Annotated in this window: 22 protein-coding genes; 10 read left to right on the forward strand and 12 right to left on the reverse strand. The window is 53.3% G+C overall.

Annotation, left to right across the window (positions count from 1 at the left end; all coding sequences use genetic code 11):
• Window positions 1-13 precede the first annotated feature (13 nt).
• The gene (locus tag AN477_RS21100) at window positions 14-757 is read right to left on the reverse strand and encodes a GntR family transcriptional regulator (RefSeq protein ID WP_054971160.1); all 744 of its coding nucleotides are present in this window, start codon (window positions 755-757) and stop codon (window positions 14-16) included.
• A gap of 362 nt (window positions 758-1,119) precedes the next feature.
• Between AN477_RS21100 and AN477_RS21105 the strand changes: the two genes are divergently transcribed.
• The 5 genes from AN477_RS21105 (at window position 1,120) to AN477_RS21125 (ending at window position 6,158) form a co-directional block, all read left to right on the forward strand.
• The gene (locus AN477_RS21105; RefSeq protein ID WP_083486555.1) at window positions 1,120-2,295 is read left to right on the forward strand and encodes a UxaA family hydrolase; all 1,176 of its coding nucleotides are present in this window, start codon (window positions 1,120-1,122) and stop codon (window positions 2,293-2,295) included.
• A 105-nt stretch (window positions 2,296-2,400) separates the two neighbouring features.
• Window positions 2,401-2,709, forward strand: coding sequence for a UxaA family hydrolase (locus AN477_RS21110; protein ID WP_342668583.1), 309 nt, complete (start codon window positions 2,401-2,403; stop codon window positions 2,707-2,709).
• Entirely contained in the window at window positions 2,706-3,641 is a 936-nt protein-coding gene (locus AN477_RS21115; RefSeq protein WP_054971162.1) for a UxaA family hydrolase, read from the forward strand. Before AN477_RS21110 ends, AN477_RS21115 begins: the two co-directional genes overlap by 4 nt.
• A gap of 91 nt (window positions 3,642-3,732) precedes the next feature.
• Window positions 3,733-5,169, forward strand: coding sequence for an aldehyde dehydrogenase family protein (locus AN477_RS21120; RefSeq protein ID WP_054971163.1), 1,437 nt, complete (start codon window positions 3,733-3,735; stop codon window positions 5,167-5,169).
• An 89-nt stretch (window positions 5,170-5,258) separates the two neighbouring features.
• Window positions 5,259-6,158, forward strand: a complete 900-nt coding sequence (locus AN477_RS21125; RefSeq protein ID WP_054971164.1) for a fumarylacetoacetate hydrolase family protein — start codon at window positions 5,259-5,261, stop codon at window positions 6,156-6,158.
• 168 nt (window positions 6,159-6,326) lie between these two features.
• Here the strand turns inward: AN477_RS21125 and AN477_RS21130 are convergent, their stop codons facing one another.
• From AN477_RS21130 to AN477_RS21160, 7 genes are all read right to left on the reverse strand, one after another.
• On the reverse strand, window positions 6,327-7,268 hold the full coding sequence (locus tag AN477_RS21130; RefSeq protein WP_211266047.1) for a U32 family peptidase: 942 nt from the start codon (window positions 7,266-7,268) through the stop codon (window positions 6,327-6,329).
• A complete protein-coding gene (locus AN477_RS21135) occupies window positions 7,258-9,444 on the reverse strand; it encodes a dihydroxy-acid dehydratase domain-containing protein (protein ID WP_083486556.1) in 2,187 nt (728 codons plus the stop codon). The genes AN477_RS21130 and AN477_RS21135 overlap by 11 nt, the downstream gene beginning before the upstream one ends.
• Window positions 9,445-9,490: 46 nt before the next feature.
• The gene (locus AN477_RS21140) at window positions 9,491-11,143 is read right to left on the reverse strand and encodes an FGGY-family carbohydrate kinase (RefSeq protein ID WP_054971167.1); all 1,653 of its coding nucleotides are present in this window, start codon (window positions 11,141-11,143) and stop codon (window positions 9,491-9,493) included.
• A 2-nt stretch (window positions 11,144-11,145) separates the two neighbouring features.
• Window positions 11,146-12,012 carry a class II fructose-bisphosphate aldolase gene (locus AN477_RS21145; protein ID WP_054971168.1) on the reverse strand — a complete coding sequence of 289 codons (867 nt, stop codon included), beginning with the start codon at window positions 12,010-12,012 and terminating at the stop codon, window positions 11,146-11,148.
• Window positions 12,009-13,103, reverse strand: a complete 1,095-nt coding sequence (locus AN477_RS21150; protein WP_054971169.1) for a 2-hydroxyacid dehydrogenase — start codon at window positions 13,101-13,103, stop codon at window positions 12,009-12,011. The genes AN477_RS21145 and AN477_RS21150 overlap by 4 nt, the downstream gene beginning before the upstream one ends.
• A 289-nt stretch (window positions 13,104-13,392) precedes the next feature.
• On the reverse strand, window positions 13,393-14,400 hold the full coding sequence (locus AN477_RS21155; RefSeq protein WP_054971170.1) for an aldo/keto reductase: 1,008 nt from the start codon (window positions 14,398-14,400) through the stop codon (window positions 13,393-13,395).
• A gap of 69 nt (window positions 14,401-14,469) precedes the next feature.
• Window positions 14,470-16,440 carry a YjhG/YagF family D-xylonate dehydratase gene (locus tag AN477_RS21160; protein WP_054971171.1) on the reverse strand — a complete coding sequence of 657 codons (1,971 nt, stop codon included), beginning with the start codon at window positions 16,438-16,440 and terminating at the stop codon, window positions 14,470-14,472.
• Between the two features lie 330 nt (window positions 16,441-16,770).
• On the opposite strand from AN477_RS21160, the gene dgoD reads away from it, so the two are divergent.
• Entirely contained in the window at window positions 16,771-17,919 is a 1,149-nt protein-coding gene (dgoD, locus tag AN477_RS21165; protein ID WP_054971172.1) for a galactonate dehydratase, read from the forward strand.
• Between the two features lie 52 nt (window positions 17,920-17,971).
• Complete coding sequence (locus AN477_RS21170) at window positions 17,972-18,643, forward strand: bifunctional 4-hydroxy-2-oxoglutarate aldolase/2-dehydro-3-deoxy-phosphogluconate aldolase (protein WP_054971173.1); 672 nt, start codon at window positions 17,972-17,974, stop codon at window positions 18,641-18,643.
• Between the two features lie 123 nt (window positions 18,644-18,766).
• Here the strand turns inward: AN477_RS21170 and larC are convergent, their stop codons facing one another.
• Genes larC through larE form a run of 3 tightly spaced genes read right to left on the reverse strand, consistent with a single transcriptional unit; the run spans window position 18,767 to window position 21,787 of the window.
• A complete protein-coding gene (gene larC, locus AN477_RS24025; protein ID WP_083486539.1) occupies window positions 18,767-20,161 on the reverse strand; it encodes a nickel pincer cofactor biosynthesis protein LarC in 1,395 nt (464 codons plus the stop codon).
• On the reverse strand, window positions 20,158-20,910 hold the full coding sequence (gene larB, locus AN477_RS21185) for a nickel pincer cofactor biosynthesis protein LarB (RefSeq protein ID WP_054971176.1): 753 nt from the start codon (window positions 20,908-20,910) through the stop codon (window positions 20,158-20,160). The genes larC and larB overlap by 4 nt, the downstream gene beginning before the upstream one ends.
• 46 nt (window positions 20,911-20,956) lie before the next feature.
• Window positions 20,957-21,787 carry an ATP-dependent sacrificial sulfur transferase LarE gene (gene larE / locus AN477_RS21190; protein WP_054971285.1) on the reverse strand — a complete coding sequence of 277 codons (831 nt, stop codon included), beginning with the start codon at window positions 21,785-21,787 and terminating at the stop codon, window positions 20,957-20,959.
• A 375-nt stretch (window positions 21,788-22,162) separates the two neighbouring features.
• Here larE and AN477_RS21195 point away from each other — a divergent pair, with 375 nt between their 5' ends.
• From AN477_RS21195 to AN477_RS21205, 3 genes are read left to right on the forward strand one after another with little or no spacing between them, the layout of a single operon-like run.
• Window positions 22,163-22,714 carry a cytochrome b N-terminal domain-containing protein gene (locus AN477_RS21195; RefSeq protein ID WP_083486540.1) on the forward strand — a complete coding sequence of 184 codons (552 nt, stop codon included), beginning with the start codon at window positions 22,163-22,165 and terminating at the stop codon, window positions 22,712-22,714.
• On the forward strand, window positions 22,695-23,657 hold the full coding sequence (locus tag AN477_RS21200; protein ID WP_054971177.1) for a hypothetical protein: 963 nt from the start codon (window positions 22,695-22,697) through the stop codon (window positions 23,655-23,657). The genes AN477_RS21195 and AN477_RS21200 overlap by 20 nt, the downstream gene beginning before the upstream one ends.
• Complete coding sequence (locus AN477_RS21205; protein WP_054971178.1) at window positions 23,654-23,908, forward strand: hypothetical protein; 255 nt, start codon at window positions 23,654-23,656, stop codon at window positions 23,906-23,908. The genes AN477_RS21200 and AN477_RS21205 overlap by 4 nt, the downstream gene beginning before the upstream one ends.
• 23 nt (window positions 23,909-23,931) lie before the next feature.
• On the opposite strand, the gene AN477_RS21210 is transcribed toward AN477_RS21205, so the two are convergent.
• Window positions 23,932-25,074 carry a glycerate kinase gene (locus AN477_RS21210; protein WP_054971179.1) on the reverse strand — a complete coding sequence of 381 codons (1,143 nt, stop codon included), beginning with the start codon at window positions 25,072-25,074 and terminating at the stop codon, window positions 23,932-23,934.
• Window positions 25,075-25,154: the final 80 nt, after the last annotated feature.

The following is a 25,154-nucleotide window of genomic DNA, read 5'->3' on the forward strand; positions in this document are numbered from 1 at the left end:
TCTGATAGGAGTGTCATCTGATGGGAGTATCAACCTTGTTCAAAACCCGCCCAGCCGTCTCCATGATGTGTCGTCGCATCTCCAGTTCTGCGACGTCCGGGTCCTTAGCCGCAATCGCCTCATAAATCCCTGAATGTTCCTTAAACCCTAGAAGCACCTCGCCATTCATCTCGAGGGCACGTTTTCGAAACGCACGGTCGAGGTCGGAGACCGTCTGCAAAAACTGCGTAATCATCGAGTTGCGGGCGATTGCCCGGACCGTTTCATGAAACGCCGTGTTCGCTTCGAATAGCGCTCTCGCATCAGGGACGTCGTCGCGGGTCAGCTTCTTCATCACCGCGAGCTGACCTTGAAGCAACTCGAGGTCTTCGTCTGTCGCCTTCAACGCAGCCAACCGTGCTGCTGCCCCTTCCAGCTGAGCCCGAATCATTGAAACTTCTGACAACAAGGAATCTACCTGGGTTGAAACAAAGTTTCCCTTACGCGGGACTGTAATGACCAGCCCTTGTTGTACAAGAATCCGCAGCGCTTCCTTAATGGGTGTTGTACTGATACCCAGTTGCTCGGCCAGTGCGCGCTCACGCAGGGCCTGCCCAGACCTTAAGTGCCCCGAAACGATTGCATCTCGAATCGACTCGATAGCAACATCTCGCAGTGAGGGCACGTGCACTCTCCGGATGGTCCCGAGTGACCCGTTGTGATCCCCTGCGAAACTCTGCTCCGTTCCTCGCCCCCAGCCTGCCAAGCCTTCCACCATGTGCCACCTCCCCGTGCTTTCCTGTATGAGCTGGTTTAACCACCTGACTCAGGCAAAGCCAAAAGCATGCTTCCTGAGATGAAGGCAGCAAGTTTCATGCCAACTCTCCCTGGAAAGGAATGTGCGGTGGGTAACTTTCCATCGTGATATATGAAATCTGATATATCAGCGATGAAAGAGTTCTCGATGGTGCACCGCCACGCGTACGTCGAAGCACGGCCAAAGCCAACAATTCGTTTCACTTGTCATGCGAAACTGTAACGTCTGTGTTTCAACTTGGAACACAACGAATCCCTGGCTATGTGATGTGGTTTGTTTGGCCATGGCACATTATTTGCTACTTAAAAATTGAAATTCTGCTTATGAATGGAGGCCCGACTTTGGACATTCGAGGTTACAGACGCTCCGATGGAAGAATAGGTGTGCGAAATCACGTACTCGTCTTTCCTGTCTCCTATGAAATGAACCAGATTGCTCAGTCCATCGTGCGGCAAGTTCCAGAAGCGGTGACATTCCGAAACCAACATGGAACTGATCAATCCGGGGATGATTTGACTCAGACCCTGCGCGTGTACAACGGATTTGTAACCCATCCCAATGTGTATGGCGTCGTCATCCTGAGTTGGGGGCATGAGCCATATGACCTGCAGGCACTGGCCAATGCAGCAGTTGCTGCTGGCAAAGCTGTCGAACTCATCACGCTTCGCGCGTCCGGGGGGATGAGACAGGCCGTGCAAAAAGGGGTTAACGCCGCAACTCAGTTTGTTAAGGACAGTGCTTCCGTCCTTCAAGAGCCGGTCCCTCTGGCAGACGTGATTCTAGGTACAGAATGCGGCGGATCCGATGCCTGCTCAGGAATCTCTGCAAATCCAGCGCTCGGTGTCGTAACCGATATCTTGGTCAGTCACGGCGGTATATCCATCCTGTCTGAGACGACAGAACTCATCGGAGCTGAACACTTGTTGGCAAAACGGGCTGTCTCCAAGGAGGTCGGCGACAAGTTGCTGTATATCGTCGATCGCATCGAAAAAAACGCAATGAAGATGGGCGTTGATATCCGCGGCGCACAACCTGCACCGGGAAATATCGCCGGAGGCATTACCACCATTGAGGAAAAGAGCCTCGGCTGCATTCACAAAGCTGGCTCGGCTCCGATTCAGGAGGTCATCGAATACGGCGAACGACCAACCAAACACGGACTGGTCGTGATGGATACGCCCGGACACGATATCGAGCAATTGACTGGGATGGTTGCTGGCGGCGCTCAAGTCGTCATTTTCACAACAGGTCGGGGAACGCCAACCGGATCATCCATCGTTCCCGTGATTAAAGTAGCGACCAATACGGTGACGTTTGACAAGATGAATGACAACATCGATATCAATGCCGGAACCATCATTGACGGGAACGAGACTGTCGTAGAGGTCGGCGGACGACTGTTTGACTTCATGCTTGATGTACTGAACGGGCATCAAACCAAGGCAGAGAAACTCGGGCATCGGGAGTTTGGCATCTATCGGATTGGCGCCAGCTTTTAGACGGATCGACAGCAGACTTTAGTCAGATCTGGTGCGACTTTTAGCTCGCTTACAGTCGGTAAGGCGTGATGGATTCAGAGAGAGCTCATCAGTGAGGTGAACGTTGTGGAGGAGCGGCGAACGTGGATTCAGATGCATCCCGCAGATAACGTGGCAACAGCGCTTGATTCTTTAACAGCGGGAACAGAGATTCAGAGGAACGAATCAATCCAGTCAGTAACACTGAAAAGCAACATTCCATTTGGACATAAGTTTGCCCTGGTTGCCATCCGAAAGGGATCCCCGATTCATAAATACGGCGAAGTCATTGGTGAAGCAACCGTTGACGTCGCGGCCGGAGAGCATGTTCACGTGCACAATGTAGACAGTCTGCGCGGCCGTGGAGACCTGCACAAGGAGGAACCAAACGAATGACGCCATTGCAGGGATTCCGCCGAAAAGATGGCAGCTTTGGGGTTCGAAACCACTTGTTCACGCTGCCCGCGGTCGTGTGCGCCAACCAGGTCGCGATTGACGTGGCAATGCGATACCCGCAGTTAAAGTACATTGAACATCAGCACGGATGCGCCCAAATCGGTGCGGACTTGCTCCAGACGCGCCATATCTTCAGTCAGTTAGCGCTTCACCCGAATGTTTATGGCAGCATGATGGTCAGTTTAGGTTGTGAAGGGTTGATTGCACGGGAGTTGTTCAACAAGATCTCAAGCCAGACAGCAAAGCCAATCGAGCTTGTGGTGATTCAGGAGTCGGGAGGCACGCTGAAAGCAGAGGAACAAGTTGAGCAGTGGGTACAAGACGCGCGGCAGGGAGCAGAATCACAATCGCGGTCCCCGATGAGTTGGCGCGATTTGACGGTGGGTCTCCTATTTGATGAAGACACGGCTGAGCAGACTTCCCTGCTGAAACAGCTGCTCGGTGTGCTTCACGACCTCGGTGCACGCATCGTCGTGCCTTCTTCACACCAAAGTCTGGCGGAGGGTCTGTCGTCTGCATTGTTAACGGTCAGTCACGGCTCCTCAAGTTCAGAATCCGTCTGGGCCATGGCACCAGGGTCAAATGTGCTTGAAACGACAACGGGTCTTACAGCGGCAGGTGCGCACGTAATTCTCCATTTGACAGGAAAACCGCACGCATTTGGCAGCCCGCTCGCGCCAACCTTGAGGTGGTGCTTGGATGAACGCTTATATGCCGAGTTCTATGATGACTTCGACGGACCACTCAGAGACGAGCTGGATGTCCCGCGCCTTTTGGAGAAACTGATCAGAGTTGTGAACGGGGTGCCGTGTGTTTCGGAATCACTCGGCATGGATGATTTTGCACTATACCGCATCGGGCCCACTGTCTGAGTGAATTCGCGGCAGGACACAGAAAGAATATACAGAAGTTATCATTAATTCAGCTTTGAATTTCAGCTTAGAAAGTTTGGGAGGTTCTGTTATGGACTCACGCAATTTGATTTATGGAGAGTGGATGACGCCAAGTGGCGAGACCATCACCGTCGTCAACCCGTCGAACACGAAAGACACAGTCGGTGTGCTGCATCTGTCCAGTGCATCCGACATGCACCAGGCGGGGGATGCGGCTCGCCATGCACTTACAAAGTGGGCCGCCTTAACAGGCACCGAGCGGGCCAATTATTTGTACAAAACTGCTGAGTTGTTCGTGGCTCACATCGATGATTTGGCACAAGTCGCGAGTTCGGAAATGGGTAAACCCATCACGGAGATGAAAGGCGAAGTAATGCGGGCAGTCAACCTGCTCAAGTACTACGCGGCTGAAGGGGTACGTGCCAACGGAGACGTAATTCCAGCTAGCAGCAGTCAGGTTTTGCAGTACACCAAACGTGTTCCCCTCGGCGTCGTGGCGATTATCACACCGTGGAATTTCCCGGTCGCCATTCCAATCTGGAAGATGGCACCTGCCCTGATTTGCGGCAATACCGTGATATGGAAACCTGCGGAGTTCGCGTCGCTCACAGCGGTCAAGGTGGCAGAGCTATTCCAGCAAGCGGGCCTGCCTGCAGGTGTGCTGAACCTGGTCATCGGTAAGGGCCGCGTGATTGGCAATACCCTTCTTGAAGAGATTGAGATTGACGGGGTCAGCTTCACCGGATCGACAGCGACAGGAATGCAGGTTGCGGCGACGGCGGCCAAACGAAACATTCGTTATCAGACCGAGATGGGCGGAAAGAACGCTGCAGTCGTGCTTGGCGATGCCGATTTATCCCTGACGATTCCCGCAGTACTCAGTGGTGCGTTCCGCTCAGCCGGACAAAAATGTACGGCGACAAGCCGGATTATTGTCGAGCAATCAATTTACGAAGCCTTCACCGAAGCCTTGCAGGACGAGGTCCAAAAGCTCTACATCAGCCAGGCGACAGACCCGAGCAGCTACCTCGGGCCGGTTGCATCTTTAAGCCAGCATGAAACGGTCATGAAGTATGTGCAAATGGCGAACCGCGACGCAAGGAAGGTTGCCGAGGGTGTCGCGAAGGTCGATCCAGCACTTGGCCACTATGTAATGCCTCTTGTCGTGACTGGTGTCGACAAGTCCCATCCGCTGGTTACAGACGAGATCTTTGGCCCCGTTGCAACCCTGCTTCCTGCACAGGACTTTGACGAAGCCCTTGCCCTCTGCAACGACACGGTCTACGGGCTCTCAGCGGCTGTCTTCACAAGAGATATTCGCAAAGGCCTGCGCTTCCTCGACGAAGCCCAGGCCGGTATGGTGCGCATTAATCAGGAAACAGCCGGCGTTGAGTATCAGGCGCCATTTGGCGGCATGAAGATGTCAAGTTCCCACACCCGTGAGCAAGGGCAAGCCGCACTGGATTTCTACAGCCAAATCAAGACATGCGCCATCTATTACGGATAACCTGCTGCTACGGATAACCTGCTGCAGAGGTGTCTGCATGCCCATCGAGGAACGCATCACTGTACATCACCCGCCAAGGAGGAAGTTCAATGAAGACCATCCGGTATCTGGACCCGCAGAGTCGCCAAGTACAGCTCGGGATTGTTGAAAGAGACGAAGTATACAGTGTCACGCGTCAAGTTCCCCAGTGGACTGATCCGCTGCCGATGTGGTATGCCTTCCGTGCCCTTGGTGTCTCGCCTGATGCTGGTGCACAGCGGTTCCTGCAGGGCAGCTCGCTGTCCTTCGCTTCCCTCGAAGAGGAGGGCCTGCTGCTGCCTCCTGTTCATTCTGAAGAGGTTTGGGCAGCAGGCGTCACGTATGAGCGCAGTCGAGCCGCGCGAAATGCGGAAACCAAAATCACAGACAGTGTCTACGACAGGGTGTACGAGGCAGAACGGCCCGAACTGTTCTTTAAGGCGACAGCACAGCGGGTCGTCCCTCCAGGGCAGGAACTCGGGTTGCGTTGTGATTCCACGTGGATGGTCCCGGAACCCGAGCTTTCACTCGTTCTCTCAAGAGGCGGAGAGATTGTCGGGTGGACCGTCGGCAATGATCTCAGCTCGCGGGACATCGAAGGTGACAACCCTCTGTACCTGCCTCAGGCCAAAGTTTTCCACAGAAGTTGTTCTTTTGGACCGGTACTGTTGTGGAATTCGGATGAAGTGAGCGATCCGGCATCGTGGAACATCCAGTTACAGATTGAACGCGGCGGCACCGTCGTGTATTCAGACGTCGTATCGTTTGGGCAATTCCGGCGGTCCTTTAAGGAACTGATTGGCTACCTTCGGCGCGACAATCCCATTCCCGACGGCACGGTTCTGATGACCGGGACTGGCTTGGTGCCGCCAGATGATTTTACGCTGCAACCTGGAGACGACATCAAAATCCGGATTGATGCCATTGGCATCTTGCACAATCCGATTGTGGGTCCAATCGACGAGTTGTAGGTTCAATCGACCAGCGTTAAGGACCAGCGTTAAGATTGCCTTTACTCCCAGAACAGAGAAAGGGACTGCCAGCCCGTGCCATACGGAGTCTGGTCAGTCCCTTTTTATGCCCAACAGACTTCCAAATACGAGTGACGCTCTGCGACGCTACCACGTCTGCGGTGACGGCTAGCGGATCACCGGCACTGCGAGGTCATCGTAGCGACGAGCAGTCATGCTCACCGTGGCCTCTGGGTAGTAGCGGGCCAGGAACTCTTGACCGATTCGGGCACGCCGGACACGCTCACGACCGAGTTTGACGGCGAGGTCTTTCAGATGCTCGCCAGACGGATAAATGTCCGGTGAGTTTTTGACACCGTATTTAATGTAGACAGGTGCTGTCAGGCGAACGAATTCAGGGATCTCGTAGTAGCGCACAAAACCTCCGACATTATCGGGAACTTCAACGTAGATGTCCATCGGAACCGATGTCACAGAGCGGATGGTGCTGAGCTGTGCCAACGATAAATCGGTTGCAACGTTGATGGTATTGGCGCCAAGTTCCTCGAGCGTGCGAGCAACCGCGGGATTGGTCACGCCAGCCATCACCGACACTTTGTATTTCATATCCAGAGGGATGTCACCAGTCTGGCGCATCTCATTCAATACCCGAAGCAGGCCGTAGTCCGTGACGAGAACACTGCGAATCCCGAGACCGTAAGCGCGCTTGACATCTTCAATCGCATGAACCAATTGCTCCACACCTGTACTTCGCCCTTGGACGATGGAACCCGTGTCCGACTTGGCCAAGGCACTTGGAGACCATCCGGTGCGTGGCCCGATGAACAGGCTCACCTCCACATTCGCCTCAGCACCGAGCTTTGCCATTTCGCGAATTTCGGCATCCGGCATCAGCATAATCCCGCTGCCTTGAGAGATCCGGTGCAGGCGCACATCGAGTCGTTCCGCCTCTTCGAGAATCGCAGTGAGGACCTCAGGCCCCTCACAACTCGGAATCTCAACCCGGACCTGCGCGCCGTCGGAAAACCGTTTCTGACTTGGCCCAACCGGGATATCATCGCGTCCTGGATAACCTAGCTTTTCAAGTGATTTTCTCGTCTCATCGTACACTGTGCAGGGCCTCCCCGGTTTTTGCATGTGATTGATTCCACACGGCTTCTTCCCATACGCTCTGCGGAACAACACCGTGTGCGGCATCGGTGCAGTTCACCAACCGATTGGATGCGGCAACCTGTCTGCGCCGCTCAATCAAGCGGGCTTTGCGGGTTTCACCAAGCACGGTTCGACTCTCGGTCCAGTCATCCTGGGCCGCCTCTACTTTCCCTTCGCTAAGCAGCTTGCTGTCGAGGAGCGCGAGGTTTTTATCGCGGAAGTTCAGCTGGACGACATCCCCCGTCTGCAGGTACAGGAGTCCCCCGCCCGCAATTGCCTCCGGTGTCACATGCCCGATGGCGGCACCGTATGTCACGCCAGAATACCTGCCGTCGCTGATTAGGACAGACATTCTCTGCAGCGCATGATTGGCGTTGATATGCTGCATCGGCGTGAACATCTCCGGCATTCCAAACGCTTCCGGCCCCTGACCGCCAACCACAATCAGAACCTTCAAGATTTGCTCTGCCACCATTTTGTCGAACAGGGTATCGTAGTCAGCGTCTGCATCTGCCGTCGCTCCGTTCTTGCGGCAGATTTGACGCAGCAACTTTTCATCAACAATCCGCTCCCGTTTCCACTTATCAGTCAATTCCACGTCGAGCAGGCTCTGATTGGCTTCTTCTTCACTGTTGTAGTAAATGACGACAGCGAGCTTCTCATCGAACTCGTCAAGCTGTTCTGTGGTCATGCCGCTGATTTTCACGATGGCGGTGTCAAAAAAGTTCCCGCGCAGCACGTCGATCCCGCTGAACGGGCGCCGCGGCTCGGATAGAATAATCGGGTTTTGGGTGACATTCCGGGCAGAGAGTCCCTTTTTGTCTGCCATCCGCGCTCTCCATGTGGTGCCCGTGACCGTCGGGGCATCGAGATCGACAGGCACACCGTTTTCATTCAGTTCGTACAACAGGGTCTCCATGCCGCGTGACTGCCCTGCCCCGCACTGCAAGGCCAACGCGTAAATGTCCCGGCCCTCAGTCAGGCTGTAGTCAAACAAGTCCGGAATCGGGTGTTCCTGATGCACTTTCTCTACGTCAAATAAGGTGTACGGTTCGCCCGCATAGACCATCGCCGATACGAGGTGCATCATCAAATTGGTAGACCCGCCAGCGGCACTGTGGATGCGGATGGCATTTTTAATGTTGGCTTTCACCAGTTCACCCACGCTGTACTCCGGTTTGTTCACGATGCCAATCAGGGCGGAGATCGCGGTTTCAATCTGCTGGAGTGTGGGCGGTTCTGTCAGCAGCTCGAGCTCCGGGTGAACCAGGCCAAATCCGGCGACCAGGTCCCTGGAGCTGTTCCCGGTCCCATGGAATGCACAGATGCCGCCAGCAGCGTCACATGTGTTCACCGCGAGCACTTTTTCGAAGAGTTTATGTTGCTCCTTCGTAATCACGCCGGCTGCCACAGCGCGCAGGAATACCCCTTGAAACGCGGTGTTTGAAGAACACTGCAGGATATAGGACATCGTATCCCGCAGGTCATCGGCGATATCACTATGGCCAAGTTCCTCTGCTCGTTTTGCCACCACTTCGAGTTCGGCTCGCAGCTTCTCTGGAATTGAGCCGCCTTTGAGTACATGGGCAGGCGCAAAGGATGCCCATACTGGCGCCTCCCCGCGTAGACGGCGAACGTAATCCAACTGGGCCAATCCGGAAACAACGCCGAGGGGCTGTTTATCGCATCCTTGAATGACAAATGCGCCGTGATAGCTCTGGGCCTCCAGATGATTGACGACCATCTCCGCGATGGCGTTTCGGCTCTGCAGCGAGTAGCTCATCCCCATCGTGTTCTGCGCCGTACCATCGCACAGCACCGGCGTTGCTGCGTAGAACGGAACAGCCCCCTGATTCCAGAGGGTCACCGCCGCGCGTAACACCGTCCCCAAATCCATGATATGTGCGGGGTGATCCCACGATCCGCCAAGAATCGCAATGCGCGGCGCGTTCTCCTCCAGTCGGTTGAAGATCTCGTCCAAGGTCCAGGTGACGGGGATGTGTGCAATTTCCGTTCCAAGAATGTGGCGTGCTTTGTCGAGTAACCCTGCGACCGTAATCGGCTCATTGGCCTTTCCTTGCACGTTCCATTGATACGGATTGATGGGATTGTCGATTCGAAGTCGCTCACTCATCATGAGTCACTGCCCCTCGATTTGAATTTTAAAACGCATCCAGGAACTACAAAAATTCACTCGATTCCAGGTTCCCAGAAGTCCCGTACACGCCTGCTGCTTCCAAGGCACTGTAGATACGGTGATGCAAATGCTGCAAGTGTTGATAGAGATCGTGCACGGTCTCGTCCGGATACGCCGTCCGCCCCTCATCCATTTTGCACATGGCGGCTGTTGCACTATCCAGGTCCTCATACGCACCGATCGCGACAGCAGCCAGAACCGCTGCGCCAAGGGCCGTAGCCTGTTCTGTTGAAGCTGGTGTCACAGGCCGGCCATACACGTCAGCCTGAATCTGATTAAACAGACAGCTTCGGGTCATTCCGCCGGTGACGTGAACCGTCTGTTTGCTGCTGCCTTGCTTCTCATCTAGCATATCTACCACATCGCTGCAGACAGCCCCGGGGTTTGCCCCAACTTCAGCACCTGTCTCGTTGAACAAGCCCATCATCAAAGCGAGATTCTTGCTCGTTTCAAGGGCAATGCCTTCCAGCACGGCGCGGGCCAGGTCTGCCTTGGTATGGTGCTGCCCGAGTCCAAACAAGAGTCCTCGTGCAGAGGCATTCCAATAAGGCGCAGCACTGCCAGCAAAATGAGGAATCAATAAGGCGCCTTGGCTCCCCGGGGGAGCCGTACCAGCCAGGCTCGTGATGACATCGTACGGGTCTGCGTTTTTCTCCGCCCCTTCGGCTATGGCCCAATCCGCCAATTCATCACGCCACCAACGTAAAACGGCACCGGTGGTGAAAATGCCAGCTTCCAGAATCCATTGGTTCGGTACAGCAGACACACTGCACAGGACGCGCCTTTTGCTGTCAAAGACCGGATGGTCTACTGGAGACACAATGAATGTCCCTGTTCCCGTTGTAATCTTGACCTGGCCCTGCCGAGTCACACCCAGTCCGATGGCAGCGCATTGTTGATCCCCGCCGGCGAGCACTACCGGTGTTCCCGCTTTTAAGCCGAGTATTTCAGCAGCCTGCTTGGACAGTCCCTGAAGAACACTGCCGGTTGGGTGTACATCTGGAAACGGAACAGAGTCGAGTCCCAGGTCCTGTGCCAAATTGGTTGCCCAAGACCGCTGTCTGACATCGAACAGTTGCGTTCTTGAGGCCTGCGTCCACTCCGTTGCAAAGCGCCCCGTCAGTTGATAAACAATCCAGTCGTGGACGGTTAAAAAGGTGTACGTGTTTTTCCAGATGTCTGGATGTTCGTGTTGAAACCAAAGGACTTTCGGAAGGGAAAAATAGGGATCAATCCGAAGGCCCGTCGTCTGGTAAACGGCCTCTTCACCGACAGCTTCTGCAATGCCCTGACACTCCCCGAGTGTCCGTTTGTCCTGCCAGAGAATCGCCGGCGCAAGCGACTCTCCGGAAGCATTCACGGGCAGAACCGTTGCGCGTTGCGAAGTGACAGCAACCGCTTCAATACTGCGTGAAACACTACGTGAATCACCGCGTGCAACGTCATCACCTTGGGCGAGCACCTGACGGACCACTGCCGTCACAGCCTGCCACCATGCCATCCCATCCTGCTCAATGGCGCCCTTGCCGAGAAAACGGTTTTTGTACTCGCGATACGCCATACCGTGAATACGTCCCGAGGTGTCGATGAGCAGCGCTCGTGCGCCCGTCGTCCCAACGTCGAGGACCAAGAACATGGTCATCGCCCCGGCTGGAACAGACGGATGTACTTTTGCATCACGGCTTCCATGGCACTGCGCGAGAGTATGCCGAGTTCTGACATATGGGGGGCCTTTGCCTGTGACAGTCGCGATTGAATGGCATCGACACCGGCCAGGGAGGCTTCCGTATTCACGTTCACCTTGGCAATCCCAAGGCGTATGGCCTTCGCAAGAAGTTCGGGCGGCGTACCGGATCCACCGTGAAGTACGAGCGGCACGTCGACGCGTCTTGCAATTTCCTCAAGTCTTGCCAGGTCCAGATTGGGTACACCCTTGTACATCCCGTGAACGGTTCCAATCGATACGGCGAGGGCGTCGACGCCCGTCTCCCGGACAAACACTTCAGCCTGCTTTGGGTCGGTGAGTACCTCATCTCCCTGCTCGAATTCATGGCTCGCGGCACCTGCAGCCAGGCCGCCGAGTTCGGCTTCGACGCCAACCCCTCGCGCATGCGCAAGCTCTACGACCTGACGCGTACGCAAGACGTTCTCTTCAAACGCCTCACCAGAGGCATCCATCATGACACTGCTAAAACCTGCTTCAATCGCTTCCCGGCAGGACTCAAACTGAAGGGCATGATCGAGGTGCAATCCGACACGCAAAGGATAGGCATCTTCAGTTCCACTCGCCGCAAGCAAGCCTTGCAACATCCCGACGGCAACACGCGGGCGAAGGTTTGAGAAGTAACGCTCGCCAAGTGCAATCAACACAGGCACCCCCGCGTTGTCAGCGGCTGTGAGCGCAGCCTGAAAACTCTCCAGACTGTAGGCGCTAAAAGCCGCCACCGCGTACGAACCGAGCCTTGCCTCTTGCAACATCTGCGAAAAAGCGGTTTGCTGCTTCATCGTGCAGGTGCCTGGCGACCGAGCGCATCGATCATTTCGGCTGCCTTGTCCCTGACACCGGGGCGCTCCAAGACCTCTGGATTTTTTAAGGTGACTCGCGTAGAGCCCGAGAAAAAGTTATCAATCTCCTGAACGAGCAGCTCAGGCGATCTCGTTAACGCCTCCCTCGTTGTCCCGGCAATATGGGTGGTTAACGTTACGTTATCCAGTTGGAGCAATGGGTGGTCTTGCGGGATGGGCTCGACGTCGAACACATCGAGGGCAGCGCCTGCAATCCTGCCACTCTGCAAGGCCGTGACCAATGCATCCGTATCGATCAGCCCAGAACGGGCTGTATTGACCAGATAAGATGTCGACTTCATCAAATCGAGTTCGTGTTGACTCACCAGATGCCGGCTCTCGTTGGTCAGACGAGCATGCAGGGTGACAAAATCGGACTCCTGAAACAGCGTCTCTTTATCCACGACTGCCACGCCATCCGGCACCTCTCCGGTGACCCATGGGTCGTAGACCAGTACACGGACGTCAAAGCCGCTAAACTTTCGCGCGACCAGCCGCCCAATGTGACCGAAGCCCACAATCCCAATGGTTTTTCCTTTCAACTCGGGAACATAGTCCGAATTCGAAAACTGTTTGCGCCACGACCCTTGTGCGATGGCCGCGTGCGCCCTTGCAATGTTACGTGCTTCACTGAGCATGAGTCCGACTGCGTAATCAGAAACGGCCTCTGCATTGCGGCCGGTCACGTGAAAAACCAGAATTCCGCGCTCAGTTGCCCCCTCGATGTCAACGTTTTCTACACCTGCGCGGGCGACCCCAATCACTTTGAGACTCGGAAGGGCGTCCATTAATTCGGTTGCAAACGGACAGAACAATCCAAGCGCCATCTCGGTGTCTTGATGTTCCAAGAAGATGGGCGGAACCGACTCCACGCCTGGCCCCTGTTGTTCCACGACAAGACGCCGATGCTGGAGACTGTCCCAGTCCGTCTCCCAATCTCCGGCGACGATTTCAGCTGCCCCCAGCTTTTGAGCCGCTTCTGCAAATGCTTCTCCACGAATCATGGCGTCACCGACGCATAGAATCTTCATAAAACTGCACCTCCCGGAAGAACCTGCTTCACCACTGAATCATGCAGCAAAATTCGTGCCAGGAGAGATGATTTGTTGAATGGACGGAGTCGGAGAACTTGTGGCTTTGCCGCGATCAACCCGTATAGCCTTCATGTTTCAAAATGAAAAGTACGTCTCATTTTGAAACGTACTTTTCCTGTCAACCAATATGCAGCCTCATTTCGCGGCCTTGTCACCTGCGCGTGAACAGACACCTCAGTCTAAAAGAAACAATCACATGGAAATTTGGGCGATAGTTTACGTTCTCTCAGCGAAATTCTTTGCGTTTAGGCAAATGGAACCATAGTTCATCGAGCGCTTTCAGTTCTTCCTCCGAGAGTGGTTGTGCATGTACGGCCTGGAGAGAATCGTCGAGTTGGGACGCCCGACTAGCGCCAATGATGGCTGCGGTAATCCCCGGTTGGCTGATGACCCACTGAACAGCCGTCGTCACCATATTCCGTCCTTGTTCGGCACACCACTTGCGGTAGTGCTCAACAGCCTCAAACACCGCTTGGTTCCAGTAACGCTCCTGATACAGTTTACCCGCACCGGCACCGATGCCGCCAAGTGAGAACCTTGTATCATCTTCAACCTGTTGTCCTGGTTGATATCGACCCGTGAGCATACCTCCGGCGAGCGGGTTATACGAGATAATCCCAACCCCCTCACTCTGGCAGAGCGGTACGAGTTCTTCCTCAATCATACGGAACAACAAGTTGTACCGCGGCTGAACGCTCTGAATCGGATCATAGTGAAAATAGCGGCTGATACCGAGCGCCTTCGCAACCTGCCACGCCCGCCAGTTCGAGACTCCGACGTAACGAACCTTTCCTTGGCGAACGAGATCCTCAAAAGCCCGGAGTGTTTCCTCCATGGGCACGTCCCAATCAAATTGATGAGCTTGGTAGAGATCGATGTAATCCGTGCCCAACCGACGAAGACTTGCATCGATTGCATCAAAGATATGTTTTTTGCCAAGTCCCTTGTCATTTGGATGATCGCTCATTTGGCCAAAGCACTTCGTCGCTAAGACGACTTTATCGCGCTTCCCCTGCAGCCACTCGCCGATGATTTCCTCGGTCCGTCCAAGTTGTTCCCATGTCCCGCCTAAAGGATATGCATCAGCCGTGTCGATGAAATATACACCTGCGTCAAACGCTTTTGAAAGGATGTCATGGGACTCTTTTTTGTCAGCTTGGTTACCAAACGTCATCGTTCCAAGGCATAATGCACTTACTTCAATGCCGCTTTTTCCTAACTTACGAGTCTGCATCGATACACCTTCTTAGCAATTTATTGGAACCAGCGTAACACACTCTTCCTAACAGAACTATTTCTGTACTCACAAACCCAATGCCTTTTTCCCTGCTTCTAAAACCTCTATGATTTGGTCTACGTCATATACACTACCGCGCCACGTCCCCCCGCTGATACCCTGCAACGCAGCCCACAGACGTGTATCATCAGGTAAGTCGGGGTCTGCCTTTAAACCAGGGTGCGCCGGACGCGCAGCAAGAATGGCAGTGCCCTCATCAGCGTGGAATCTGCATTCTCCTTCACCGACAAAGTCTACTGTCCCGACAAGATTTTGCGTGTCAATGACAACACTCACGATATCCCCGTCCCGCAGTTTGCCAAGCGGGCCTCCTGCCAATGCTTCCGGCCCCACATGGCCGATACAGGCTCCTGTCGACACGCCTGAAAATCGTGCGTCTGTGATCAGACAGACCTGTTTTCCGAAGCTAAGGTGTTTGAGTGCGGATGTAAGTTGATACGTCTCTTCCATACCGGTCCCTGATGGTCCCCTGCCCATGAGAACCAGAACGTCACCGGCCACAATAGTGCCCGTCTTGATTGCCTCAATCGCGGCTCTTTCGGACGTATAAGCTTTCACAGGCCCTGTGTGTCGATAGACCCCATCGTCATCAACCACACTGGGATCGATAGCAGTGGATTTAATGACTGCCCCTTCCGGAGCTAAGTTCCCAGTTGGGAAGGTGACTGTTGAGGTCATCCCTCGTTGCTTTGCCGTCATCCGATCCATAATGATCCGGTCCGGAGAAATACCGTCTTGCTCAACTAAGCGCTTACGCAGCTGCCACCTCCGCTCGGAATTCTCCCACCAATCAAGTACGACATGCAGCGGCTCACCAGTTGCAGTGAGCACTCGTTCATCGAGCAGGTTATCTTTTCTAAGTTGAAGCATGACTTCTGGCACACCGCCTGCCAGAAACACACGCACCGTCGGATGGTACTCCGGACCGTTTGGCAGCACACTCACCAGTCGCGGCACATCGTGGTTGACGTGAGTCCAGTCTTTCACGGATGGAACACTCCGTTTGGCAGCGTGAGCGATTGCAGGGATGTGCAGCAAGAGATTGGTTGAACCCCCAAATGCAGCGTGAACAACCATCGCATTGTGAATTGCTGCATCGGTTAAAATGTCCTGTGATGTGATACGTGTGTTCATTTGGTGCAAAATGGCCTCTGCAGATTGACGAGCAATCTCCTCCCAAATTGGCTGCCCTGAAGGAGCCAATGCCGAATGCGGCAGAGCAAGCCCCATCGCCTCGGCGACAACCTGCGACGTCGCAGCCGTTCCGAGAAACTGGCATCCACCACCAGGGGTTGCACAGGCCCGACACCCCATCTCAGCGGCATCCTCTAATGTCATCTCACCGTGAGTGAAACGGGCACCAATCGTCTGAACTGTGCCCGCGTCTTCTCCGTGTTCCGGAGGCAACGTAACCCCGCCTGGGACCAGAATGACCGGAACGTTTGGGAAGCTTGCCAGGGCTATCATGGTGGCGGGTAACCCCTTATCGCAAGTCGCAAAGCCCATCACCGCCTCCCGAGTCGGCAAGGACCGAATCAACCTACGCATTACCAAGGCAGCATCATTACGATATGGAAGAGAGTCAAACATGGCACTCGTTCCTTGTGACCTCCCATCGCACGGGTCGCTCACATAGGCTGCAAAAGGGATGGCCCCTTCGGCTCTGAGCGTTTTCGCTGCCGCTTGTGTGAGTAATCCAAGTTCCCAGTGACCCGTATGATAGCCGAGGGCAATCGGTGTTCCATCCGGTTCCCGAATGCCGCCTTGAGTACTCAAAAGAAGGATTTGACGACTGGCAAGTCGGTTGACATCCCACCCCATGCCTGCATTTTGAGTCCAGCCGAACAGGTCCCCGCTCGCCCAGGTGCGTAACATCTCTTCCGTCAATGGCAAGCGGCCAGTCGGTCCAACACCTTTTGTATACACTTGAAAAAAACGCTCATCCTCAAATTCCAGCACATCTTCGAGCAAACTCATGGTTTCAACTCCTTCATCAGCATCTCATTAAGCCTTCATACACCTCACCTCGAAAGTCTGGAAACAACAATGTGTCAGAAGTTTTCGTTTCCTCGATAGATCACATCGCAAGTTTTGTGCCAAGCCGGGACGAGGTGGCTAGATACTGCTTCACTTTATTTTAGAGCAATATTCGGTATTTTCAGCTGTATATTTGTTTCGAGGAGGGTCGGACGTAACTTTAGCAGAATACTTAATCACACTATCGTAGCCAGCATAGGTTTTGACTACCCAAAGTGTACTTGAGCAAAAAAGCACAACCAAACGCGGCTTTGACAGGAGATGAATGACGTGAAGATTACCGATTTGGAGTTGTTTGTGGTACCCCCGCGTTGGGTGTTTCTGAAAATCAGTACAGATGAAGGCATCGCTGGTTGGGGCGAACCTGTTTTAGAAGGCCACGCCGCAGCAGTCGCTGCGTCTGTGCATGAAATGGAAGATTACTTAATTGGTAAAGACCCCACATTGATTGAAGACGTCTGGCAAACATTGTACCGAGCCGGGTTCTATCGCGGCGGGCCTGTACTCATGAGTGCGATTGCAGGTATCGATCAGGCACTGTGGGATATTAAAGGGAAAAAATACGGGTTACCGGTGCATGAGTTTCTTGGCGGTGCAGTGCGGGACAAACTCCGGGTCTACTCGTGGATTGGCGGAGACCGCCCGTCTGATGTTGGACAATCGGCGAAAGAAAAAATGGACCTGGGATTTACAGCAGTCAAAATGAATGCTTCAGAGGAAATGCACTTTATCGATTCATACTCGAAAGTTGAAGCCATTGTGAACCGAGTGGCTGCCGTGCGTGAGGCCACAAGCAAGGATTTTGGCATCGCAGTTGACTTCCATGGACGAATCCACAAATCCATGGCTAAGGTGATTGCAAAGGAACTCGACCAGTTTCATTTAATGTTTATTGAAGAACCTGTGCTCCCAGAGAACAACGAAGCATTGCGGGAGGTGGCAAAATATACATCCACTCCCATCGCGACCGGAGAACGCATGTATTCCCGTTGGGACTTTAAGCGACTCTTCGAAGAGGGTATTGTTGACATCATCCAACCCGATCTATCCCATGCAGGAGGGATCTCGGAGGTCAAAAAGATAGCCGCCATGGCAGAAGCGTATGATGTTGCCGTGGCGCCGCATTGTCCTCTCGGCCCTATTGCGTTAGCAGCCTGCGTCCAGATAGACGTGTGCACCCCGAATGTATTCATTCAGGAGCAGAGCCTTGGGATTCACTACAATCAAACCAACGACCTGCTCGACTACTTGCAGGATAAAACCGTCTTTCATTACTACGAAGGATTTATTGCGAACCCGACCGGACCTGGACTCGGCATCGAGATCGACGAAAACTACGTACGTGAAGCCGCAAGAACAGGACACAATTGGAAAAACCCAGTGTGGCGTAACAGTGATGGCACGATTGCCGAGTGGTAACCGGCCACTAGCAGTTGCTGGTAGATGATGCCCTTGAAAGGAGACTTGTGTTGTGCAAAGACTGAAGGGAATTCCCGATGCCAGGTTCCTTCTCGACACGGGGGTTATTGCTATTGCGCGCGGCATTCCGTCCGGATCCGAGTTGAATCTCTGTTCAGCTTTATACGAAGGTGGTATCCGAGTCCTTGAAGTGACGATGAACACGCCGGGCGCATGTGGAATGATTGAGCAACTTCGCAGGACATACCAGGACAGGATGTGGATTGGCGCAGGGACTGTCCTGACGGTATCGGACGCTGAGTCAGCGTTAGCTTCAGGTGCACAGTTTTTTGTCACTCCACACGTAGATGTCAGTGTGATTACTTATTCAGTAGAACACGGCATCCCCATCTTCAGTGGTGCTCTGACACCTACAGAGATCGTAACAGCGTATCAAGCAGGAGCAGCAGCGGTAAAAGTCTTCCCGAGCAAATCGATGGGGCCAGGCTATCTTCAGGAGTTGCAGGGACCATTACGACACATTCCAATGATTGCGGTCGGCGGGATTTCAGTGGGCAATGCAACAGATTTTCTGAACGCTGGAGCGATTGCGATTGGGGTTGGGGGGAACTTGGTCAACCCCAATCACATCACCCGCGGCGAATTTAAGGAGATTGAAAACTACGCTAGGCACCTGGTCGAAGTTGTCAATGACTGTAGAGACCAGCGTACCCCGGCAAAATGATGGAACGTATTTCGTTCCCCTGGGCTCCACCGCACCGTGGAGTCCTTTTTCGATTGGTCTTTGCTGATTGCATCCTTCCACTCATCAATAACAGCGCACAACAGTGGTGATGGCTGCGCTCTTTTACATCGCATGCAGCGCGTAGTAACGAGCCAGAGCTGCCTGATATACCTGTTTTAAAGGAATGTCATATTCCTTGGCGCAACGCTTACAATCCTCAAACTCCGGAGCAACGTTTCGTATTTCCGTTCCTTTAGACGCAACCTTTACGCGAACTGATCCATATGGTGTATCTACATCCACAATACGCCTGTCCAACACTGCTCGCTGGCACTCATACACCCGAACACCGAGTGTTGTTGTCTCGCGCTCGATTAAATCAATGAAACGCTGCTTGTCTACCGGGTGACACACTGCCTGAAACTGCAAAGCCGGGCGACCCTTTTTCATCACAATTGGAGTCCACCATGCATCCAGTGCTCCGTTCTCCAGCAACTTTTCCGCCGTGTAACCAGCCCACTCAGGTGTCATGTCATCGACATTCGCCTGAAGGACGACAATGGGCTCGTAGTAGTTGGGCACGATGGAGTCGCTGTTTCCTGAACCATCCGTGTCTTCGACGCTGCCAAGTTGAATCCGAAGTACGTTAGCTACTTTAAAGTCCTTTGTTCCCGCTCCGTACCCTATTTTCTGTGACACAAAGTGGGGTATTTTTGCAGGTGTACACAGGGTGCGTATGATGGCTGCGCCTGTTGGCGTAACGGTCTCGCCGAAATCCCCGGTTGAATACGTGCGAAACCCCTTTAACAACTCAGAAGTTGCAGGTGCAGGCACCGGCATTAAACCGTGCTGACACCAGACGGTGCCACCGCCCACTTCGATGTTCGACACATAGCACTCCGGCATGCCAGCAAGATACCAACCAATCATGCATCCTACAATGTCGACGATGGCATCAACGGCCCCAACCTCGTGAAAATGAACCTGGTCCAAGGGCATCCCATGGATCTTGCCTTCTGCTTCAGCAAGAACTCGAAACGCCGCTTTGCTCTTTGTGATGACTGGCTCTGGCAACTGACTGTTATCGAGAATATTAAGAATATCAAGCAAATTGCGATGATGATGGTCATGATGGTCATGATGGTCATGATGGTCATGATGGTCATGATGGTCATGATGGTCATGATGGTCATGATGGTCATGATGGTCATGATGGTCATGATGGTCATGATGGTCATGATGGTCGTGATGGTCGTGATGGTCGTGATGGTCGTGATGGTCGTGATGGTCGTGATGGTCGTGATGGTCGTAATGGTCGTGATGGGCGAGAATGACGTCAAGCTTGGTCGAGCGAATTCCATTCTTCAATACCGACCTTCGTGACAACTCGTATCCTGATACACCTAAGCCCTGCAGTAATTTTCTCCACTCACCTTCATCAATGCCAAGGTCCAACCAAGCTCCAAGAAACATATCCCCACTGGCACCGGCTTGGCACTCAAAATATGCGGCGTTCATTCCGACATCCCCATTCGATTAATCATCCCAGCCAAATAGCCTGCTCCGAACCCATTATCAATGTTGACGACGCCGACACCTGACGAACACGAATTGAGCATAGATAATAAGGGAGTGATCCCGTTAAAATGGGTGCCGTACCCCACACTAGTTGGAACTGCGATTACAGGTTGATTGACTAAGCCGGCAACGACACTTACCAAAGCCCCCTCCATCCCCGCAACGACAACCAGCACGCGAGCCCTGTAAAGTTCCTCAAGATGAGCGAACAACCGATGGATACCCGCAACGCCCACATCTGTGATACGAGTGACTGCAGCACCCATCAACTCTGCCGTGATGGCTGCTTCTTCACCCACAGGGAGATCTGACGTGCCCGCACAGATCACGGCCACCTCTCCTATCGGAACAGCGAGTCCTCGCCGAAGCGCAATGGTTCTCGACAAACGGTCATATTCCATACCAGGCACGCGACCTTTCACCAGGTCGAATACCCTTTCGTCTGCACGCGTTCCCAAAACCGGCCCCTCGCCGGATTCGCTCAACCGAACCAGAATATCCGCAGACTGCTCGGGCGTTTTGCCTTCACAGTACACAACCTCAGGAAAACCCTTGCGCAGTGCGCGGTGGTGATCGATTTGCGCAAATCCCAAATCTTCTGTCTCAAGTTGGCCTAGATGCTTTAGTCCGTCCTCAACACTCAAGTGTTGGTCACGGACGGCCTCCAAGATTTTACGGTAATCCTTCAAACCAGCAACTCCCCTCAACGCTATACTCTCACTCACCGGAGAGCAGTCAGCCAGATTGACGTACTCCTTCTTTATTCAGCGCTTCATTCAGGCTCCCGGTGCGATACCCCGCTAAGTCCAGAGTCACATAACGATATCCGATTTCTGCGAACTTCGTTGCAATCATGTCCGCGACTTTCGCGACCTCGACAATGTCCTCTCGCGGGACCTCAATCCGGGCAATATCGTGATGGTGTCTCACACGAAGTTGGCGGAACCCTAACTGGGAGAGGAAAAACTCAGCCTGGTCAATCATGGAAAGTTTTGCTTGAGATATGAATTCTCCGTATGGAATGCGTGAAGACAAGCACGCCAAGGACGGTTTGTCCCAGGTGGACAGGCCCATGTCTTTTGAAAGATAACGAATTTCCCGTTTATAGAGCATGACTTCTTGCAGCGGCGCAATAACGCCGCGTTCTTTTGCAGCTTGGAGTCCAGGGCGGTAGTCACCGAGATCGTCCGCAATGGCACCGAAGGCGACGTGTTGAATACCGTGCTCAGCTGCAACAGGAATCAAGTGAGAAAACAATTCGTTCTTGCAGAAATAGCAGCGGTTGACAGGATTTTCTGCGTACCCGGGAATGTTTAGCTCACTCGTGTGAAGAACGATGTGCTTCGCTCCAAGCTCATGTGCCAAGGCAATCGCGGCATCCCGTTCCCGTTCAGGGTAGGTTTCAGAGTCTGCAGTGACCGCAAGTACATTCTCTCGCCCTAGCGCATTCAGTGCAGCGAATAGAAGAAAAGAGCTGTCTACGCCTCCAGAAAACGCGATGGCCACTGACTGTAGTTCCTTCAGTCTTTCTTGCAGCTTACTGTACTTGTCCAGCGCCTCTTGCACGCGAACGCCTCCTTTGACATTTGTGATATCGTTTGAAACCACGTTTATCTTGCCTCTTGCGAATCACCTTGTGAGAATACATCAAGGAATATCGGGAACAAATACCATGTCTGAATCTACGTATTTCAGGGAGGGACAATCATCTGTGAACACTCAGCTGCAACCCCCTATTCAACCTGGATGGGCATGGCAATACTCGTGGCTCGACTTATCCCTGGCCGATATTATTGTGGTCCTCTTAATGGTGTTCGTGTTCATCATCGCCCTTGTGCTACCGTTTCCGGGAGGTCATGACAGATGAGTTCCAACATGACCGGCTCACTTCGCCGATACCTTGAACGAACAATTCCGATGTAGCACCTGCTCCCGGATACGATGCCGATATATGTAAATTCGTATGTTTATCTGTTTGGCATTCTGACCGTCACCTCTTTCGCGTGGCTCATTATCACTGGGACAATCCTGTCCATTTTCGGACCCGATTGGTGGCACGTTTCAGCCGTTGGGCATTTCTTCAACAGCCTGCATTTCTGGTCGGTCCAATCATTCTTCTTTTTTATGATTTTACACCTATGGGCGCAGTTCTTCATGGCATCTTGGCGAGGTGGTCGCCATTTTACTTGGATTGGCGGCTGGCTGCTTTTTTTAGTCTCCATTGTTGCGGGGCTCACAGGATACCTGTCCCAAAACAACTTTGACTCTCAGTGGATCGGCGTTCAAGGAAAGGATGCCATTAATTCTACAGGGCTAGGTGGATTTTTTAATTTGCTGAACTTCGGACAGATGTACGGATTACATATCTTTGTTCTGCCGATGGTTTTAATCGTTCTTATTGCGGCGCACCTCTTCCTAGTTCGCAAACATGGTGTAGTGGAACCGTACGAAGATGCTGACGGAGGTGAACGAAGTGCCAGCGAAAATCACTAAAACCAACGCAGACTATCCCCAAACACCCTACGACCTGATTCGAGAGATGTTCATTGCCCTCGGCGTTATCGGCGTGCTGGTTCTATTGTGTGCTGCCATCTTCTCAACGCCTGATGTCCCTGCTTTGACAGCAAAACAGGTAGCAACCCAAGCACCCCAATTGTTCATCCAAACCGCACTCGATGACTTATCAGGGCAAGACGCAATCAGCACTTACGGTCCTCCGTATAACACCAATGGACAGGCACAAACTCTGGGCCCCATCTCTCCAGAGGCGTGGGCTGGTGTGCAAATCCCAATCATGTCAGACGAGGTCGAGGTCCTTGCCCCTCTAAGAAGGTACGCAGTTGTAAACCCTAGCATTACTCCGACGCTGAACGCATGGTCAAGTGCCTCTTCCAAGCAACAGACAGCATGGGTCAACAATGTGGAAAAATATCTCGACAAGGCCAAACTGGTAAACGGGAGTCTGGTTTTGCCCCAAACAAAACTGGATTATGGCCCTGTTCCTCAAATTTTGAACGCTTATCTGAGATTAGCACGTAGTGGCATACTGGAAGATACTATCGACGGCTCACATAGCCCAATGCCTGCGGTAAACCGGACAAAGTCCCTGTTACTATTACAGGATCAACCTGCGGGTCAATATGCTCAGCAGCTCAACATGAGCGGTGGGCAGTGGGGAATCATCAAGGAAACTGGAAATTATCCAGGAGCTGTTTGGCTCTGGTTCTACACAATGCTGTACCAAATTCCGCCTTACAGCAATTCCAGCTCCGCAGACTTGTTGGTCGTATCGACCATTTTGGTCGTTACCTTGATTTTGGTGTTCCTGCCCTTTATCCCCGGCTTGCGTGCAATCCCTCACGCACTGAAAGTGTACCGTCTCATCTGGCGGAATTATTATCAATATGAGCGACTTCATCGGAGGAATAACACTTGAAGAAGCAACCGAACGTGAAAGTGCCACCCATTTGGGTGGCACTGGTGCTCAGCATCGCAGGAATCATTGGTACGCGCATGGTTTACGCATCTGTCACAGGGAATAACTCGCTCATCAACACTCTGGTGGGCAGTGTGTTATTGGTTGGAGCAGTTGTTGCCGTTGGAACACCACTTGCCTTCAGCATGCACTTACGCCGTGAATTGAAAGCCCGCAAGCGATCACAAATGAACGGTTCACGCACAAAGTAGAGAGACTCCAGCCAACACGCGACTTAAAGACAGCCTTGTTGTCCAGCCAAGTAGACTCGTGTGATGTTTGCTGCGGTATCGACTAGGTACTCGCGTGCAGAACTCATCGACTCCTCGAGGGATACAGGGCCATGGGTAATGGAAAAGAGTGCGCTGACGCCGTACTGATACAATTGTGACGCGTCAGCTGAAATTGCCCCGGAAACACAGAATACGGGAACATTTCGTTGGTTTGCCCTCATCGCTACCCCTTGAACAGCCTTTCCTTGTACCGTTTGCCCATCTGTTTTTCCTTCACCCGTCAAGACAAAGTCCGCATTTGCAAGCACTGCGTCAAATGAGCACTCGTTTAAGATAAGGTCAATTCCCTGCACGAGTTCAGCATCAAGCAGTCCGACCAAAGCTGCTCCCAAGCCCCCGGCCGCCCCTGCCCCAGGAATCGTCGCAATCGATATCTGCAGGTCCTTCTCGACGACAGATGCGAACTGTTCTAACGCACTGTCGAGGACTGGGATCAATTCCTCAGTGACACCTTTCTGTGGTCCATAAACCGCCGTGGCACCAAAAGGACCACAGAGGGGATTCGTCACGTCGCAAGCCACTCGAATGCGTGCCTCTTTGAGCTTCGGATGAATGCCTCGAACATCAACGTGAGCGAGCCGCAGACCGGATTCCGGCGTTGGAGGGAGCTCATGGCCAGCGGCATCATAAAACCGAACGCCGAGCGCGTGCAGCATTCCCATCCCCGCGTCGTTCGTGGCACTCCCACCTAGACCAACGAGGATAGAAGTCGCCCCGCTATCGAGGGCGTTTGCAATGACCTCGCCAACTCCAATCGTGTTGGCTTGGAGTACATCTCGTTCCTCCTCTTTGAGTAATCCAAGTCCCGCAGCGGCAGCCACTTCAACGACGACGGTGCCGTTTTGCAGTATCCCATAGTGCGCGTTAATCGGTCGGCCAATCGGATCATGGACCTGAACACTGATTTTTTCTCCGCCAACCGCCGTGACCAAGCAGTCGACGGTCCCTTCCCCGCCATCGGCGATGGGTACGAGATCAATTTCGGTTGTCGGATGGGCCATTCGAACCCCTGCTGCCAAGGCATCAGCCACTTCGTGTGCGGGCAACGAACCTTTGAATGAATCTGGAGCAATGACTACTTTCACGAACAGACCCCCTTCGCATGTGCGTCTTCTTCGTATTTTCTTACTCAGTTGTGGTGACCTGACGGAGTCGACGCATCAGT

Origin of the sequence: Paenalicyclobacillus ferrooxydans (assembly GCF_001399675.1) — a bacterium.
Classification (GTDB): Bacteria; Bacillota; Bacilli; order Alicyclobacillales; family Alicyclobacillaceae; genus Alicyclobacillus_B; species Alicyclobacillus_B ferrooxydans.

Coding starts and splice junctions, on each gene's coding strand:
- AN477_RS21100 (WP_054971160.1), bottom strand. CDS start 757: ATGGTGGAAGGCTTGGCAGGCTGGGGGCGAGGAACGGAGCAGAGTTTC.
- AN477_RS21105 (WP_083486555.1), top strand. CDS start 1,120: ATGAATGGAGGCCCGACTTTGGACATTCGAGGTTACAGACGCTCCGAT.
- AN477_RS21115 (WP_054971162.1), top strand. CDS start 2,706: ATGACGCCATTGCAGGGATTCCGCCGAAAAGATGGCAGCTTTGGGGTT.
- AN477_RS21120 (WP_054971163.1), top strand. CDS start 3,733: ATGGACTCACGCAATTTGATTTATGGAGAGTGGATGACGCCAAGTGGC.
- AN477_RS21125 (WP_054971164.1), top strand. CDS start 5,259: ATGAAGACCATCCGGTATCTGGACCCGCAGAGTCGCCAAGTACAGCTC.
- AN477_RS21135 (WP_083486556.1), bottom strand. CDS start 9,444: ATGAGTGAGCGACTTCGAATCGACAATCCCATCAATCCGTATCAATGG.
- AN477_RS21140 (WP_054971167.1), bottom strand. CDS start 11,143: ATGTTCTTGGTCCTCGACGTTGGGACGACGGGCGCACGAGCGCTGCTC.
- AN477_RS21145 (WP_054971168.1), bottom strand. CDS start 12,012: ATGAAGCAGCAAACCGCTTTTTCGCAGATGTTGCAAGAGGCAAGGCTC.
- AN477_RS21150 (WP_054971169.1), bottom strand. CDS start 13,103: ATGAAGATTCTATGCGTCGGTGACGCCATGATTCGTGGAGAAGCATTT.
- AN477_RS21155 (WP_054971170.1), bottom strand. CDS start 14,400: ATGCAGACTCGTAAGTTAGGAAAAAGCGGCATTGAAGTAAGTGCATTA.
- AN477_RS21160 (WP_054971171.1), bottom strand. CDS start 16,440: ATGAGTTTGCTCGAAGATGTGCTGGAATTTGAGGATGAGCGTTTTTTT.
- larC (WP_083486539.1), bottom strand. CDS start 20,161: ATGAACGCCGCATATTTTGAGTGCCAAGCCGGTGCCAGTGGGGATATG.
- AN477_RS21195 (WP_083486540.1), top strand. CDS start 22,163: ATGCCGATATATGTAAATTCGTATGTTTATCTGTTTGGCATTCTGACC.